Source organism: Candidatus Babeliales bacterium (genome assembly GCA_040879965.1).
Classification (GTDB): Bacteria; Babelota; Babeliae; order Babelales; family JACPOV01; genus JBBDJI01.
This window is the reverse complement of the sequence record JBBDJI010000013.1, coordinates 409,625-425,078: the sequence shown is the minus strand read 5'-3', so window position 1 is coordinate 425,078 and position 15,454 is coordinate 409,625. Positions and strand designations below refer to the sequence as shown.

The window sequence follows — 15,454 nt, the reverse complement described above, 5'->3', positions numbered from 1 at the left end:
GTCTCAGATTGGCTTTAGCAACTTTATGTATAACAAAGCATGGTGGCTTATAAGATTTTATATTCTTTTTTTTGGAATGCTTGGCGAGTATTTTTTCTCTCAATTTTTTAAAAACTTAGTATTATAATATAAGTTAGTAAAGATTGTTAAGATAAGTATTTCGTGGATTATTAATGCAGTTTATAGTTGTAATAGATAATCATTAAATAAACAATCGGTACTGATATTCCAATCTACATGCTTTGATATTACATTACCAAGATATGGTTTTGCTATTTTCAACACTTTTTGGTGATCTAAATCTTCCGGAAAGCAAATGCCTTTTTGTGGATTTTCTATTATAAAGTCTAATGCAGTTAAAATGCCGGCAGCTACTTGCATGACAGTTGCATTATGTCCTGGCAATAATTTATTACTTTCTTGAATACTTATGAGGCTTCCTGTCCACCAAGAAAAAGAACTATTTATTAATAAAGAACCCATCCTTTCTCCGCCATCAGTTATTTCATTGGTGATGACATGTTCGGGATAAGTAATTTTATTTGAATCAAAATTTTTTAATAATTGTTGTGCTGCAGGGCATGGCTTATAGACAAAAAGAGTTGTAGGGCGATAAGTATGCGCAATCGAAAGATAATCTGCAACAGTATATGTTTCATCATGAGGAATTATCATACCAGAAAAAGTTTCATGAGGAATCCATGATTGTAAGCGTGAATGGAGCCCTTTATTTGGTAAAAAAATATTTCCGTTATCTATTTTTGCGCCCGGTGGATGAGATTTTTCATGATATCCCCATGCAAACTCAATATCAGCAGTACATTCACTGATAAATTCATTAATGCTCCAGGTATTACAAAATTTATTAATTGATTCAGTGGAAATAGTTTGTGAATCAATCTCTGTTATGTGAATTGTTTTGATAGCTAACAGATAAGCAAGATTACTAAAGTTTGCATTTTCCAGAGCGCGTTCAATTTCTCTTTGCTTATTTGTTTTTTGCATAAAATAATGGGCAGCGTCTATTAAACCTTGTTTGACAAAAGAAGAAATGAGACCGGGATTTGCACCGTGAGTTAATACGGCAGTGGTCGTATTTTTTTGATGTTGTTTTTTCAATTTTAATATTATTTGATAGAGTTTATAAGCTGAATATTGTTCATTATTGGGCCAGCTATTCAAGCAGGTATTTAAATAGAAAACATTATGATTTTGGCACCAATTGAGGATATCCAATGTATCCACTTCATTTGCTAAATCAATGCATAGATCACCTGGCTTTAGATAATGAGCAAGAATCATAGAAAAGTTATTCTTTATAATGCTTGTTTGCTCAAATTGTAAGCCTTGTTTTATATAATCATTTATAGCTGTTCTTACATCGAGTGGATCGATTATTGAAATTTTTTTGGGAGCTATATTAAAATATTTCAAAATTAATGGAATGCTACATTGAGCCACCGCACCACAACCAATTATAAAAATTTTCCTATTAAATTCTGCCATTGATCCCCTTTTATTTGAGATTAATAAAATTGTAAGAAAATTCAAAATGATGAAACTCTTTTATTGAATATTGACTTTTAAATTCATTAAAATTTAATGTATAAAGTAATAAAAAAAATAAGGAGAAATAATGATTAATGTCGGCTTTTTTATTACTTTTTTAATAATTAATGCTATTGTTTGGTATTTCTTTTTTTATTGCCTACTTTATAGTATAAAAAATACTGTCAATCTATATCTGTATTCTTTCTACTTGCTTATTCTTTTTTCTTTAGGATTTGCCACGTGTCCATTTATATTAGCTTGTGGAAAAGGAATGATGATGAATAATAAAATGGATATGCCGATGTAATGAAATTTGAAAGAATTAAAAATATATCGATAATTGTAACGGTTTTATTCGTAATAATTTTATTTTTTTGGATTGCAAGATATTTTGGTGGTGAAAGTGCTATGAATGAACCGCCTCAAATTGTTTGTAAAATTGTTGCTAGCAAAGAAGAATGTTTTTTAACTGCTCATATACATGCTGAGTTGAAATTACTTAAAAATAATCAAGAGCTTTCTATAGGCTATGAAAAAGGAAATCTAGACAGGAATCATACTCATTCACAAAAAAATATTAATCATTGGCATGGGCTCATAGGCATTGATCCAAAAAATAAAAATAAGAAATACACTTTTGAAAATTTAACAGATTTTGCTGATTTTCAAATTAAATTCATACCGGAAGATTTTAATTGGAATGAAAAATTTAAAGCAAAACCAAAAAAATTTATGGTTAATGGAAAAGAAGTAGATCCGTCATATAGGTGGCAAGCCAAAGATAAAATAGAGATTCATTATGATTAAATTTAAAAATAATATACCAAAAATTTTAGTAGCGATTGCGGCAATTCTTTTTATTGTTATTGTTTTAGGTTTAGCGTGGTTATTAGGTGTAAGGCAGCAAGCTGAAGTTGGCGGGACCTTTGGGTTTATGGCATTGCTCTCATTTGCATCAGGTCTTTCAATGATTGTTCTCCCATGCACTTTACCATTAGTTTTTATTATTGTTCCTATGGCCATGGGAAAAGATTATTTAAAAGGATTTATAATGGCCCTTCTTTTTGGGTTGGGCATCAGTATAACAATAATGTTTTATGGTATTTTGATGGCTTTATTAGGAAATATTTTAGGCATTAAAGGACTTACTCCTTGGATAGTTTTGATATCTGGTTTAGCTGCTTATATTTTCGGGTTATCAGAATTTTCTTTTTTTCCATTACAAATACCTTTTGCAGCAACAATTTTACCAAAAAGATTTCAGCAAAAAGGGGATTATATTAGAAGCTTTTTATTGGGATTATTATTAGGTAATGCGGGAGTAGGTTGTCCGAACCCTCTTTTTTACGTTCTGTTATTTTATATTTCCGGAACTGCAAATGTATTAGCCGGGTCATCACTTGGTTTTATTCATGGTGTTGGCCGTGCATTGCCAATTATTTTTCTCACTATTTTAGCAATGTTTGGTATTCAAGCAACCAAACCATTAGTTCAATATCGCTTTGCGATTAAAAATTTATCGGCTTGGTTTCTTATTTTAATAGGAACATTCTTAATTCCAGCAGGATTATTAAATTTACGTGGGTGGTGGATTTTTGATTATCCGATTGATTTTATTCCTTGGATCTTAGCGATTGGTTTATTAATTTTACCTATTATTTTGAAATTTTTTAAAAAGGAAGCTCTATGATAAAAGTTACTATATTAACTACCAAAGGTTGTTCTCACTGTATGCAAGCAAAAGAAATTTTAAGTAAATTAAAACCTAAATACGATCTAAATATTGAAGATATTGATGTGACTACTGATAGAGGCCAAGAATTAGCTAAAAAACATAAAATTATGACTTCTCCTGGCATTTTAATCAATGATGAATTTTTTTCTATGGGCGGTGTTACTGAAGGGCAACTAAGAAGTAAATTTGATGAATTAGCATAGTTTAATTATAGGATAATAAAATTATCAAAAAAAATTTATGGCTACCACAAGACCAAGTTTTTTGGTATTTAAACCGTGAAGCGGTAATGCCATGCAATAAAGATATCAATGTTGAGATTGCAATTATCGGCGGTGGTATGGCAGGGCTTTCAGCCGCGCAAGCTTTTAATAAAAAAGGAAAAAAAGTTGCGCTATTTGAGCAATATTATTGTGGATCGGGTGCCTCGGGTAAAAGTTCCGGGTTTATTACGCCCAATGCTGAATTATCATTAACTGATTTTGCCGATCGCTATACTATTGAAGTAGCACAACAAATTTGGAATTTTATTATTTCTGGTGTGCAAGATATTAAAACTAATATTCAAGATCATGAAATTATTTGTGATTATATTCCGCAAGATACCGTAGTGCTCGCTAATAGCAAAAAAGCGCTTAAAGAGCTTTCAATTGAGCATGCAAATTTGACCAAACTTGGCTATAAAACTTCTTATTATAATCAGAATGCTATTCGAGAATATGTTAATTCAGCTGATTATTTTGGTGGCGTACGTTATGAAGGTTCGTTTGGTATAAATGGCTATTTATATTGCCAAGCATTAAAAAAGAAATTACAGCAACAAGGAGTAATAATTTTTGAAGAAACTCCGGTAACTTCTATTGATAATCATACATTAAAAACGATGCATGCAAATATCAAAGCTGATTATATTATTGTTTGTGTTGATCGATTTATGCCAGAATTAAATGTGCTAAAACAAGAAATTTATCATGCTCAAACATTTTTGATGATTTCGCAGCAATTAACTGACCAACAAGTGAGAACACTTTTTCCAATAACTAATCTGATGGCATGGGATACTGATCTTATTTATACTTATTTTCGGCTTACTGGTGATAATCGTCTTTTAGTAGGTGGTGGCAATTTTTTAACCACTTATTCATCTAAAGCAGATCATGAATATGCACCGATGGTGCGTAAATTAACTCATTATATTCATAAAAAATTTCCACAATTAAAAACACAATTTGAACAATTATGGCCAGGATTAATTGGTTTATCAAAAGATATTGGCCCTATTGCAGGTCGCGATAATAAAAAACCCTATCTTTATTATATTTCTGCTGCAGCTGGCTTGCCAATAGCAGCGGCACTTGGCAGATATAGTGCGGAACACATACTTGAAGGGCGAATAGATTTGGATCCATATTTTTCACCATATCGTTCATTTGCAATTGGTGGTATTTTGCAATCGGTTCTCGGCAAAAAACTTTCTTTTGCTTTGTGCAACCTTAAAACAAGATATATACCGTAATAATTATTGTTAATTAATTTTTTGGCATAGAATCTTTAGTTAAAAGTGCAATTACTTTTTCATAATTTTTAGGGTACACAGATTCGAATTTTTGGACAATATCTAATGGGGTTTCATTTTTTATATTAACAACCGTTTTTAAAGCGCCATTATTAAGTAACCATTCAATTTGATCTGATTCACCTAAAAGAGCAGCGAGATGCAATAAGGTATAGCCATTTTCATCGCGAGTATCTGGATCAGCTCCTTGTTTAATTAATGAATTTATTTGGTTCCAGGAAAACTCTTCTTGTTCCAAAAAACTTTTCAATTGAGCGCTTGGTTCCATGCCATTTAGTTGAATATTAAAAGAAAATAAAAATAATAAATTCAAAAAATAAGAGACACAAATGCTTCTATTCATGCTACTTCCTTTTTAATCAGTAAATGAGGGCTTGTTAGATTAAAATATACAATAAATTTTTTGATTATCAAATGAATCAAATTTATATACATTGATATTGAAAATAAATAAAAAAAGGAAAAGTATGGAATTAACTATGTTTGATTTGTTTTTATCGTATACCAGGCAAAGTATTTCGATGATCGGGGTATTGGTAATTATTTTTGGCGCATGCCGATCGCTCTATCAATTATTTTTGCTTATTTTTTGGCAAAAATTCGATACTAATTATATTCGGCTACAATTTGGAGATAGTGTAATTTTAGGTTTAGAATTTATGGTAGGCGCTGATATTGTCGGTTCTCTCATTGATCCTGATTATTATAACTTAGGACTTTTAGCTATTTTAGTATTAATCAGAACTATTTTAAGCTATTTTTTAAATTTAGAATTGGCCGCAGTAAAATTATCACGTTAAGAAAGAATGGAAGAAATCATTACCAGAAAAGTAGTGTTGAATAACTATATTTGATGTGTTGTAAATTAAACGAATATAGTTATATTTAAGAGCAGTTTTAATTTTTTTAAAAATTTAAAGGATTTAAATATGCTCAAAAAACAATTGTTAATTTTTTTATGTTTATTGGCGTTAAAGTTAACCGACATTAATTGTAGTTGGCAAGTTACGTATAATCCGCAGAAAAATGAGTATTGTGGCACAAAACAAAAATGGCCTCATCTACCAGGTAGATTTAAATATTTTAGTATTTGTGTGTGCTCTTATTATATTAATAAGCAATTGGATGGCCAGAGTGAAGACGGTTTTGATGGTTATGCTATTAATGATTATGGTGACGGAAATGATCGTTCATTAAGTTCTGAAGCGGCAAAAAAATATTTTGAGAAATTTGAAAAATTATGTGAATCGAAGAATAAAATTTGAAAAATCTATTTAATCTGGAATTTTATTCGAAGGAGAAAAAATGAAATATGCTATTAAATTTATGATTGCTTTGGTATTGATAACAAGTTCAGTCAATGCAGGAGTTTATCTTTTAAGCGAAACCCCTGAAGGATTTATTAATGTTATTAAACAGAATCAAGCGGTGATTAGCAAGGAATTAAATCATATAAATAATCAGGCTCAAAATAAAAACTATTTATTCCAGCCAGCTCAGTTTTCTCCTCATCTTTCATTAGCATTTGTTAGCCAAGATCAAATTAATATTGAACAAACAAAAGAAAAATATCCAAGATTTATTGATGAGTTACGAAATATTGCTGCACAATCCAAAGCGATAGATATTACTCAAAGCGTTGATCAAATGAGTATTGACTATTGGCAAGGCAAATTTGAAATTGAATATGATGGAGTAAAAAAGAAAAATTATCTCAATGTTGTGTTAAAATTAGCGAATAATCCAGAGCTCATCAAATTAGCAAATCGAATTGGTGATCTATTAAAAGAAAAGTATCAGATTGAGCAACGATTTCCATTTGGCGCCCATTTTACACTTGGCAGGATTTGTGAACAGAATGATGATCAATCGACTACGGATCTTGGAAAAATGCTTTCAAATAAAGAAAAATTGGTTGATACATTCGTTGGTTCAATTTTATTGGATTCATTTGTATTAAAAGGGCATGATGGTTCTGAGGAAATTTTTAAATTACAGAATTAAATTAAATAATATAGGTATTTACACCTAGAAGAATAGAAATTTGAAAGGGCCAGATGCTCAAAACATCTGGCTTATTTTGCATACTGATTAAAGCATTAATTGAATCGTAATTTAGTGTTTATTTCCATTTTTTATGTTTTTTGTTATAATCTTTTTATTGATTTTAATTTTATTGAAAAAAACTATTTTGAACCAACTATTCTAATCATTTTTCGAATTTAAGCTCTAATTGAGCTGCTTTTGCATGAGGATATTTTTCGTGTTTATTGATCCTATAATTTATTTCTTTTTATGCGGTATTGCTTTAAAGCTAATTTGGTCTCGTATTAGATTGCCAAAAATAGCCTACGAAGTAATTAGTTTGTATTTGCTCATTTCTATTGGCTTAAAAGGTGGCATTGCATTACGTACTTGGTGTTGTTGGCGACTTATTTATCAATCATGCCAGATTGTTGGCTTAGCCATAGCATGTACCTTTATGGCATATTTTTTACTGAAATATATAGTTCGGTATTCAAAAAATGATTCGATTGTAGTTGCTGCTCATTACGGTTCAGTGAGTATTGGTACTTTTGCGGTTGCATTAAAAATTTTGCAAAGTAAAAATATATATTTTGAGCCTTATATTCCTTTATTTGTAGCGTTAATGGAATTTCCGGCAATTATTGTAGCAAATATATTATTGAATAAAAGTGAAAAAAATAGCCGTGGCATTTTTGGTATGATCTACAATGCGATTAACCACAAAAGCTTATATATTTTATTTGGAAGTATTATTGGAGGTGTTATTGCAAGCGAATGGGCAATTGGTATTTTGAGTCCAATTTTTTTTGATTCAATGCGTCCGATTTTAGCTATTTTCTTAATGGAAATGGGAATTTCAGTTGGAGAGCAGTTTTCTACGATAAAAAGAAGACTGCAACTAATTTTAGTTTGCGCGGTTAGTATAACTATTAGTTGTGCATTGCTTGGTATGTTATTTGGTATATTTATGCAGTTATCGCCTGGTGGAGTAGTTCTATTAATGGTTTTAGCGGGCAGCGCTTCATATATTGCCGTACCTGCTTGCTTAAGAACCAGTTATCCGGGCAGTAACATTGCCTTAGCTTTGAGTTATTCATTAGGTGTTACATTTCCGTTTAATGTATTGATTGGCATTTACTTATATATTTATCTTGTGCAATTATATTTTGGCATTTAAAAAGGGTTTAAGAATGGCTTAAAAGCTAAGGGCTATTTTTTGTAAATGTTCCTGGATTATAGGTAAATTAAATAACCAAATCAATAGTGCTTTTAATTTAGGATCTTCCATATATATTGCAGTCCGTCCTGCTACAAATCCTGAAAATAAATTAAGGTTAACAATTGAAGATGGATCCATATATAATAGTTTTTCAAACATTTTCTCCAAGACCATTTCTCGTGATTTTTCATCTAAGGAACTTAAATAACTAGCTACGTCTAGGATGCTGTAATTTTTGAGAAAAACTTTTATAGCTTCATCTGCAGTCTTTGCAGCAGTAATTTCGCTTAATGATCGCGTTTTTTTGGTAAAATTTTCAAATTCATAGAAACTCAATTTATGATCAGAAACAAAGCGAGACCCTCTAAAAGATTGAGCTATGGTACCACCATATTGACGAATGAGATCTACAATTTTTTTATTGCCCGATCTATAAGCCAATGGAAGTGTTGAAGATTCATGGCCTGATTTATCAACAATACTTTCTCCATGTTCATTAAGTAAATATTTTACCTTTTGATCATTTTTATCATTTATAGCTTTATGCAGTTCCTCTTTTTTTTTAGAAAGAGCTTTAATATTATTATTAAGGTTAGATATTAATAGTACTGAGCATAATAAAAATAATTTTTTGTAAATCATTTTATTTTCCTATTTTTATGAATAATAGGGACTCGATTGAGTCCCTATTTATTTAATTAGTTTTATTCTTCTGCAGTTTCAATTTCTGCAGCTTCTACTTTTGGTGTTATGGATTCTTCAAAGCTCATGAGGCCTTCTTGTTGTTTATTAAAAATGTTATTGCCTTCTTTAAAGAAACTTTCATAAAGCTCTTTACATTCTTTAGCTTGTTCTTTACGCATAGCTAGGGCTTTAGTTAATTGTTCTTTAAAAAGAACGTCTTTATCTGCCTGGCTAGTTATTTCAGTATCTTTCCATTGGGTAAGCATATTTATTTTGTAATCAAACCATGCGCTTTTATGTTTTTTCTTTAATTCCATTTTTTGGTTTTTCATTTTCATCATAAAATCGCACCACTCCATTTTGTGATCTTTGCCTAGTTGTTTAAATTCGATAAATTTGTCGCCCCAATTTATTTGAGCATTTGCAATGCTGAATGTACCAAATAGGGTTAAAAGAACGAATAATTGTTTCTTCATGTAATCTCCTAAAAATTATTATATTTTACATATATCTTCTTCCTTAATATTAGTAGAAAAAACCCTTTAAAATCAATGCTTTTTGGGATTTATTTGCGTGAACCTGGGTAAGGGGTTTTTTTGAGGAAGTACTCTCCTCTGTATTTGTTAATTCTGGCTTTTTGTATAGCGTTTTGATTAAGATAAAGATTTTAAAATTGACATCCGTAGTCGGATCTTGTTGCTCTATAATATTTAGCCTATTAAAAAAGGAGTTTTTTCATGAATAAATTATATTTTTTGCGTTATCATGCATAGGAGATTCAAGTTATATTCCCTACCAAACTATTGAAAATTGCGTTAAATGAATATAAAAAAATTTAAAGGAATAACATGTTTGAGCAAGAACGCTGGCAAGAATCTTATATGCAATTGGCAATCGATAAAGCAAAAATAGGAATCGCAAATGGACAAGCACCATTTGGTTCTTGTATTGTGCGTGATAGTCAAATTATTATTACTGAGCATAATGTTGTTTGGGCAACCACTGATATTACCGCACATGCTGAAATTCAGGCCATCCGCCAAGCATGTAAAATATTGAATTCTATCGATCTTTCTGGATGCACAATTTATTCCACTACTGAACCATGTCCAATGTGTTTTACTGCTTGCCATTGGGCTAATATTGATAAAATTGTATTTGGTACTTCAATTGCCGATGCAAAACAAGCAGGTTTTAGTGAATTGACTATATCAAATGAGCAAATGCAACAATTAGGTGGGAGTAATATTGAAATTATTCCCGATAGAATGCGTAATTCTTGTGTAGAACTTTTTACTTTGTGGAAAGATAAAAATAACAAAATTTATTAAGAAATAATTATCTTTTTTGTACTTTTAATCTTGTTCCTTTCATGTTTGGAAAAAAACCCCTATTTAGAATCCTCTTTATTTGGTCTTCCAGTTTGTATTATGATTATTAAATAGAGAGTAATTCTTTTATAATTTTGGGAGGGCAAAAATGAAGTTTAAATTTCGATATTTATCTTTGTTATCAATATTTTTCGTATGTGTGCCGAGCTCATTACTTGGCTTTAAATATTTTATTAAAAATGAAACCGGCCAGAATGGGGTTAGCGTTTTGATAAAAGTTAAAAGAGGATTATTTCGTAAGAAAAAAAACTTCGGGCCAGTTCTTTTAAATAGAGGTGAGAAGAGATTTATAAAGGGAGACAACCACTGTCTTTATGCAGTTTATGCGCGAATAACTTCAAAACCATATGCGACCGATGAAAATACCAGAAAGAAACCACCCACTCGTTTCCCCGTCACTGGTTGTGGAGATATGGATGTAACCGTAACTTTAGGCCGTGATAAAAAGGCAAAAATTTCGATAGAAAACCTTGAATAACATATTTGAAAAAAATTTATATAAATTTTTAAAATATAGTTTTTTAAATGCTTGCCTATATATCAAGCATTAGTTGCTTATTCTCTTTATTTGCATTTTCAATTTGTGTTATAATTATAAAAAAGGAATAATTGTTTTATAATTTGGGGGAGCAAGAATGAAGTTTAAATTGCAATATTTATCTTTGTTATCAATATTTTTTATATGTACGCCGAACTTATTGCTTGGTTATGAATATCATTTTCATAATCAAACTGGCTATAAAATTCAAGCTCAGGCAAAAGTAAGGAGAGGTTTAGGTCGTGAGAAGACTTATGGTCCAATCTTTATGGAACCTGATGAAAGAAAAACATTAAAACATCCAAGAAGTGGCCTTGCTGGTTCATGTCTAAAAAAAGCATACGCTCAAATAATTTCAGGACCGTATGCAAAGAGTGGATCGGTTGATGATTACTCGAGTGAGTCAACCTCGAATCCTTGTGGAAATAAAAATGTGTATGTAAAGCTTGATTCTAAAAAGAAAAAAGCAAAACTTGAAGTTAAACAAGCTTAAAGTGATTTTTTAATATCATTTTAAAAACAGAAGATATTAGAAAATATTGGAATAATACTTTTTCTTCATATAAAATGGCTTTTGATTGTTTTCTTAGCAAACATAAGCCCATTTTAATTAAAATAATTTCTTAATTGAATTGCCAATAAACCTAAGTCTATATAATCTTCTACTTTTCCCTCTAATTATCCCGCTTAAGCTCGTTTTTAGGGTGAAAAGAAACTATAGTTTGGTTGACAATTTGAATTTATTGCCTAAAATAGAAAATAAATACTTGCAATTTTATTCTATTTTAGGGCAACAATGATGAAGTTTCTTTATTCTCTTATAATTACGATAGTTTTTGCTTTTTTTCTACCAATCCAGGCAATGCATATAATTACCGGATATGATGAAGAAGTATCGTTTGATAAAAATTTGGTTAAATCGAACAAGATTCTTTCTGATATGGCAGAAAAATATAAAAATGAGACTATTGAAATGCCAGAAATCGACTCACCTCAAAAATTAGATATTTTTGCCTCATTACTTGAAAAACAGAAAGCATTCAATGAGGCTGATGAACGCAAAAAGCAATTGCTTAAAGATAACTTCATTGAAAAATTGCAAAAGATTAAATTAAATAAGAATACTACTCAGAAGTTAAAAAATTTTGGCTCATTTAAAACCGATCATCTTTTTTATAAAAATCAAAATGAATTCGATTATGCTGAAGAATATTATACTCCAGAAAATATGACTTATCTTAAAAATGTCGCCAATGAGTTTCAATTAAATGATGTACAAAATATTCTTGAGCAAATGATTCTCATCCAGGGTGAAAATAATAACAATTTTATATTACATACAAAGTATGCATTACAAAGTAAAACTCTTTGTAATATGATGCAGAGTCCGCAACCCATCTATGTACCGAATATCAATACTGATCGATGGCAATATTTTCTATTTTTGGTCATGTTTCAAGCATATATAAAAGGCATTGAAAATAATGCAGAAAAGTCTGAACAATTAATTCAACTTAAAACAACATTTATTAAATCTTATGCGCAAATGCCTACAGATGAGCAAGAAACAATACGCAATATAGCGAATTATATGGATCTTGAAAAAATAACAGAATTAATATCAGAAAATGTGTTTTTAATAGCTAGCGATGATACAAAATTGGCTTGCTCAAAAAATTTAGTTATGCAAAGCAAAACAATCCAAGATATGTTATTTGATAATCAAACAGATGCAGTAATTTATTTAGACCTTTCAGGTGTTTTAGTTCGCAGATTAATCAATCTTCTAGAGTTAGAGTATAAATTTAATAATAGTCAAGATTTAAAAAGTTTTTATATAAATAAAATCAACACTAATAATATAGATTATTCAATGCAAGAATTGAAATCGATGAGTTATTTAGCAGAATATTTTAATTTGCCTTCTGTTCAAGATATAATTTTTCGAGTTCTTGTTAATAAAATAAAAAATGGCGAAAATAATTTAGCACAATATGAATTAAGCCCTGGTCTATATCAAAAAATTATGAAGAATAGGGAAAAGCACGATATAAAGTCTGATCAAACATGGACTGATTACAGAGGTTATGGCGTGTCAGATAGTTCATATACAGTTTCTTGTGGCCCAAATGGTATATCTTATGCTTTTAGTTCAAAAAAGAATATGATAGAAGTATTTTCTGAAAATTTATGGCAAATGTTTAAGAGTGGCCAATATGGTAGTAAAAGACACTCAATGATTCATAATTTGAGGTCTTGCAGATCGTTAAAATTTTTTAATGATGATTATCTAGCAGCAACAGGAAATAATGGGGATTATAAAACATTATATCTATTTAACAGTAAAAATAATGTTAAATGCCACCAATTTCTAGTTGGTGTACCGATTTCTGATTATACCTATTTAGCACATTTACATGATAAGAATGGTCAATCAGTAATCATTTTGACAGAAAAAACAATTAGTTTTTGGGGATTTAATGACACCAGAATTGATGGCAAAAAATTATATGAGATTCCTTTGCCTGATGATATAGGATCTTCTCGTGGGGTTGTATTAAGTAAAGATGGACAGTTTTTGGCAATTTATAAAGGACAAAATATTTTGCTCTATCAAAATAAAGATGGTAAATATCAATATTATAAAACTTGTAGCATCGAAAAGTATTCTTTTGTTTCAATAGCGATAGGAACAAAAAACAAATGTGTTATCGGTATAACACCAAAAAATGAATTGATATGCTGGGATTTTGATGCTGATGCATTGATAAGGAAAACTTTTAAGCAAGACAAAACTTTGCAACGTAATATTTGTTTTTTTCCTATTGAAAAAATATTATTCAATGAAGATGAAAGTGAGATTATTATCAAAGGCAAAAAACATATTCAAACAGCAAATACAGAGGGTTTTTCGGGCGCAAAAGTAGAATATTTTTTTAATTATGAAGCTTTTGATATAGTGCCAAATGGTATTGTTGTTGGCGTAAGGCCAGTTTATAATCCTACGCAGCCATGGGAACGACCTACTTATAATAATCTTCTTTCAATCGAAACACCACTTTCAGTAACTATTGAACGCAGAACAAACAATAATAATAACGTTCATAATAGTAATAATATCGTAGCAGCTTGTAATAACAATGAAAAAGAAGAAAGCGGAAAAAGAAAAATTGAAGAAACAAAGCCTAAAATTACTAAAAAAACGCCAGGGCCGATTCAAAACAAGGAAGAACTAGGTGTTTTTGTAACAGATGAAAATGAATTGCCTATTAAAAGACTTAAAAATTGAAGATAAATTTTAGATAAAAAGATTCTCTGAGCGCTTTAAAGAGATGTTTTGCTTTACAAAAAACCTATTTTAGGCAATACTTTTATTAGAAATTAACCTTAGAAAATTACTATTAATAAATTTTAGGAGTTTTATGAAACAAAATATTCATCCAGAATTATTTGAGGTTGAAGCTCGTTGCACTTGTGGTAACACCTTCAAAACACGCTCTACTCAAGAAGAATTAAAAACAACCATCTGTTACAAATGTCATCCATTTTTTACAGGGGATCAAAAATTTGTTGATACTGCTGGGCGTATTGAAAAATTTGAAAAACGTTACAAAAAACCAGCAAAAGCCGCATAATTTATGGCAATTGATTGGATAGAATTAAAAGATCGATTTAATTCGATAAATCAACAATTGGTAGCACCGGCACTTGAAGTAGCAAAGCGATCTGAGTTGCAAAAAGAGGCAGCGCGTTTATCTGAATTGCTTGAGCATAAACAAACTTTGGAACATTTAGATGCCGTTATTACGCAAACTACTCAAGAATTAGAATCAATAAGTGATCCTGAATTAGAAGCATTGTATCAAGAAGAACTTGAAGCATTGCAAGTAAAACAAGCAAAATGCCAAGCGGAACTTGATGATATTTTGTATCCGCCTGATGATCGCGATAACCGCTCAGTTTTTTTAGAAATTCGGGCTGGTACTGGTGGTGCAGAAGCGGCTTTATTTGCGGCTGATTTAACTAAAATGTATACAACTTATGCATTAGAAAAAGGTTGGCAAGTTTCTTTGGTGGATACGAGCCAGACCGATTTGGGTGGTATTCGAGAAGCAGTTCTCCATATTCAAGGAAAAAAAGTTTTTGGCCATCTCAAAAGAGAGGCTGGTGTGCATCGGGTACAAAGAGTACCTAAAACAGAAACTTCTGGCCGTGTTCATACATCAACTGCTACAGTAGCCGTATTGCCTGAAGCAAAAGAAGTTGATATTTCAATTAATCCTCAAGATTTACGTATTGATACTTATCGTGCCAGTGGTGCGGGCGGACAGCATGTTAATAAAACTGATTCTGCTGTACGAATTACTCATATTCCAACTGGAGTAGTGGTTGCCTGCCAAGAAGAACGTTCTCAGCATAAAAATAAAGCAAAAGCGATGAAGATGTTACAATCTCGTCTTTTTGCTGTCCAGCAAGAAAAACACGAAGCGCAAGTAAGTAAAGAACGTAAAGAAATGGTTGGTACCGGTATGCGATCAGAAAAAGTGCGTACATATAATTTTCCTCAAAATCGAGTTACTGATCATCAAGTTAATGTGACGCTTAAAAAACTTGATATGGTAATGCAAGGTGAGCTTGATGAAATTATTGAAGCGCTTATGGCTTTTGATCGTGAAGAACGTAGGAAGAAAGCAACAATTTAAAAAAAATTATTTATTTGACCATAAAAAAG

The 15,454-nt window shown here is 30.7% G+C and carries 19 protein-coding genes; 15 read left to right on the top strand and 4 right to left on the bottom strand.

Annotation, left to right across the window (positions count from 1 at the left end):
* Positions 1-180: 180 nt before the first annotated feature.
* A complete protein-coding gene (locus WDZ41_05755; GenBank protein ID MEX0940838.1) occupies positions 181-1,506 on the bottom strand; it encodes a saccharopine dehydrogenase NADP-binding domain-containing protein in 1,326 nt (441 codons plus the stop codon).
* Positions 1,507-1,636: 130 nt separating this feature from the next.
* On the opposite strand from WDZ41_05755, the gene WDZ41_05750 reads away from it, so the two are divergent.
* From WDZ41_05750 to WDZ41_05730, 5 genes are all read left to right on the top strand, one after another.
* On the top strand, positions 1,637-1,858 hold the full coding sequence (locus tag WDZ41_05750) for a hypothetical protein (GenBank protein MEX0940837.1): 222 nt from the start codon (positions 1,637-1,639) through the stop codon (positions 1,856-1,858).
* On the top strand, positions 1,858-2,358 hold the full coding sequence (locus WDZ41_05745; GenBank protein ID MEX0940836.1) for a hypothetical protein: 501 nt from the start codon (positions 1,858-1,860) through the stop codon (positions 2,356-2,358). The genes WDZ41_05750 and WDZ41_05745 overlap by 1 nt, the downstream gene beginning before the upstream one ends.
* On the top strand, positions 2,351-3,241 hold the full coding sequence (locus WDZ41_05740) for a cytochrome c biogenesis protein CcdA (protein ID MEX0940835.1): 891 nt from the start codon (positions 2,351-2,353) through the stop codon (positions 3,239-3,241). The genes WDZ41_05745 and WDZ41_05740 overlap by 8 nt, the downstream gene beginning before the upstream one ends.
* Positions 3,238-3,489, top strand: a complete 252-nt coding sequence (locus tag WDZ41_05735) for a glutaredoxin (GenBank protein ID MEX0940834.1) — start codon at positions 3,238-3,240, stop codon at positions 3,487-3,489. The genes WDZ41_05740 and WDZ41_05735 overlap by 4 nt, the downstream gene beginning before the upstream one ends.
* An 86-nt stretch (positions 3,490-3,575) precedes the next feature.
* Complete coding sequence (locus tag WDZ41_05730) at positions 3,576-4,802, top strand: FAD-binding oxidoreductase (protein ID MEX0940833.1); 1,227 nt, start codon at positions 3,576-3,578, stop codon at positions 4,800-4,802.
* A gap of 13 nt (positions 4,803-4,815) precedes the next feature.
* Here the strand turns inward: WDZ41_05730 and WDZ41_05725 are convergent, their stop codons facing one another.
* On the bottom strand, positions 4,816-5,205 hold the full coding sequence (locus WDZ41_05725) for an ankyrin repeat domain-containing protein (GenBank protein ID MEX0940832.1): 390 nt from the start codon (positions 5,203-5,205) through the stop codon (positions 4,816-4,818).
* Between the two features lie 124 nt (positions 5,206-5,329).
* Between WDZ41_05725 and WDZ41_05720 the strand changes: the two genes are divergently transcribed.
* The 4 genes from WDZ41_05720 (at position 5,330) to WDZ41_05705 (ending at position 8,067) form a co-directional block, all read left to right on the top strand.
* Positions 5,330-5,662: a DUF1622 domain-containing protein gene (locus WDZ41_05720; protein MEX0940831.1), complete on the top strand. Its 333-nt coding sequence runs from the start codon at positions 5,330-5,332 to the stop codon at positions 5,660-5,662.
* A gap of 129 nt (positions 5,663-5,791) precedes the next feature.
* Positions 5,792-6,127 (top strand): hypothetical protein, encoded by a 336-nt coding sequence (locus tag WDZ41_05715; GenBank protein MEX0940830.1) that lies wholly within the window; start codon positions 5,792-5,794, stop codon positions 6,125-6,127.
* Positions 6,128-6,167: 40 nt separating this feature from the next.
* A complete protein-coding gene (locus WDZ41_05710) occupies positions 6,168-6,866 on the top strand; it encodes a hypothetical protein (GenBank protein MEX0940829.1) in 699 nt (232 codons plus the stop codon).
* Positions 6,867-7,125: 259 nt separating this feature from the next.
* Entirely contained in the window at positions 7,126-8,067 is a 942-nt protein-coding gene (locus WDZ41_05705) for a sodium-dependent bicarbonate transport family permease (GenBank protein MEX0940828.1), read from the top strand.
* Between the two features lie 18 nt (positions 8,068-8,085).
* On the opposite strand, the gene WDZ41_05700 is transcribed toward WDZ41_05705, so the two are convergent.
* Complete coding sequence (locus tag WDZ41_05700) at positions 8,086-8,751, bottom strand: hypothetical protein (protein MEX0940827.1); 666 nt, start codon at positions 8,749-8,751, stop codon at positions 8,086-8,088.
* A gap of 62 nt (positions 8,752-8,813) precedes the next feature.
* Positions 8,814-9,269, bottom strand: coding sequence for a hypothetical protein (locus WDZ41_05695; protein MEX0940826.1), 456 nt, complete (start codon positions 9,267-9,269; stop codon positions 8,814-8,816).
* 372 nt (positions 9,270-9,641) lie between these two features.
* On the opposite strand from WDZ41_05695, the gene WDZ41_05690 reads away from it, so the two are divergent.
* The 6 genes from WDZ41_05690 to prfA all read left to right on the top strand — a co-directional run bounded on the left by WDZ41_05690 (position 9,642) and on the right by prfA (position 15,425).
* Positions 9,642-10,124: a nucleoside deaminase gene (locus WDZ41_05690; GenBank protein MEX0940825.1), complete on the top strand. Its 483-nt coding sequence runs from the start codon at positions 9,642-9,644 to the stop codon at positions 10,122-10,124.
* A 148-nt stretch (positions 10,125-10,272) separates the two neighbouring features.
* Positions 10,273-10,662, top strand: a complete 390-nt coding sequence (locus WDZ41_05685) for a hypothetical protein (GenBank protein ID MEX0940824.1) — start codon at positions 10,273-10,275, stop codon at positions 10,660-10,662.
* Positions 10,663-10,819: 157 nt separating this feature from the next.
* Positions 10,820-11,215, top strand: a complete 396-nt coding sequence (locus WDZ41_05680; GenBank protein MEX0940823.1) for a hypothetical protein — start codon at positions 10,820-10,822, stop codon at positions 11,213-11,215.
* 306 nt (positions 11,216-11,521) lie between these two features.
* Entirely contained in the window at positions 11,522-14,011 is a 2,490-nt protein-coding gene (locus tag WDZ41_05675; protein MEX0940822.1) for a hypothetical protein, read from the top strand.
* 133 nt (positions 14,012-14,144) lie between these two features.
* A complete protein-coding gene (gene rpmE / locus WDZ41_05670) occupies positions 14,145-14,357 on the top strand; it encodes a 50S ribosomal protein L31 (GenBank protein ID MEX0940821.1) in 213 nt (70 codons plus the stop codon).
* Positions 14,358-14,360: 3 nt separating this feature from the next.
* Positions 14,361-15,425 (top strand): peptide chain release factor 1, encoded by a 1,065-nt coding sequence (gene prfA / locus WDZ41_05665; GenBank protein ID MEX0940820.1) that lies wholly within the window; start codon positions 14,361-14,363, stop codon positions 15,423-15,425.
* Positions 15,426-15,454 lie beyond the last annotated feature (29 nt).

Excerpts from the sequence above, each read along its gene's own strand:
- WDZ41_05695 (MEX0940826.1), bottom strand. The coding sequence starts at position 9,269 with ATGAAGAAACAATTATTCGTTCTTTTAACCCTATTTGGTACATTCAGC.
- WDZ41_05735 (MEX0940834.1), top strand. The coding sequence starts at position 3,238 with ATGATAAAAGTTACTATATTAACTACCAAAGGTTGTTCTCACTGTATG.
- WDZ41_05730 (MEX0940833.1), top strand. The coding sequence starts at position 3,576 with ATGCCATGCAATAAAGATATCAATGTTGAGATTGCAATTATCGGCGGT.
- WDZ41_05680 (MEX0940823.1), top strand. The coding sequence starts at position 10,820 with ATGAAGTTTAAATTGCAATATTTATCTTTGTTATCAATATTTTTTATA.
- WDZ41_05755 (MEX0940838.1), bottom strand. The coding sequence starts at position 1,506 with ATGGCAGAATTTAATAGGAAAATTTTTATAATTGGTTGTGGTGCGGTG.
- WDZ41_05690 (MEX0940825.1), top strand. The coding sequence starts at position 9,642 with ATGTTTGAGCAAGAACGCTGGCAAGAATCTTATATGCAATTGGCAATC.
- WDZ41_05750 (MEX0940837.1), top strand. The coding sequence starts at position 1,637 with ATGATTAATGTCGGCTTTTTTATTACTTTTTTAATAATTAATGCTATT.
- WDZ41_05745 (MEX0940836.1), top strand. The coding sequence starts at position 1,858 with ATGAAATTTGAAAGAATTAAAAATATATCGATAATTGTAACGGTTTTA.
- WDZ41_05710 (MEX0940829.1), top strand. The coding sequence starts at position 6,168 with ATGAAATATGCTATTAAATTTATGATTGCTTTGGTATTGATAACAAGT.
- WDZ41_05715 (MEX0940830.1), top strand. The coding sequence starts at position 5,792 with ATGCTCAAAAAACAATTGTTAATTTTTTTATGTTTATTGGCGTTAAAG.
- WDZ41_05740 (MEX0940835.1), top strand. The coding sequence starts at position 2,351 with ATGATTAAATTTAAAAATAATATACCAAAAATTTTAGTAGCGATTGCG.
- WDZ41_05675 (MEX0940822.1), top strand. The coding sequence starts at position 11,522 with ATGAAGTTTCTTTATTCTCTTATAATTACGATAGTTTTTGCTTTTTTT.
- WDZ41_05700 (MEX0940827.1), bottom strand. The coding sequence starts at position 8,751 with ATGATTTACAAAAAATTATTTTTATTATGCTCAGTACTATTAATATCT.
- WDZ41_05725 (MEX0940832.1), bottom strand. The coding sequence starts at position 5,205 with ATGAATAGAAGCATTTGTGTCTCTTATTTTTTGAATTTATTATTTTTA.
- rpmE (MEX0940821.1), top strand. The coding sequence starts at position 14,145 with ATGAAACAAAATATTCATCCAGAATTATTTGAGGTTGAAGCTCGTTGC.
- WDZ41_05685 (MEX0940824.1), top strand. The coding sequence starts at position 10,273 with ATGAAGTTTAAATTTCGATATTTATCTTTGTTATCAATATTTTTCGTA.
- WDZ41_05720 (MEX0940831.1), top strand. The coding sequence starts at position 5,330 with ATGGAATTAACTATGTTTGATTTGTTTTTATCGTATACCAGGCAAAGT.
- prfA (MEX0940820.1), top strand. The coding sequence starts at position 14,361 with ATGGCAATTGATTGGATAGAATTAAAAGATCGATTTAATTCGATAAAT.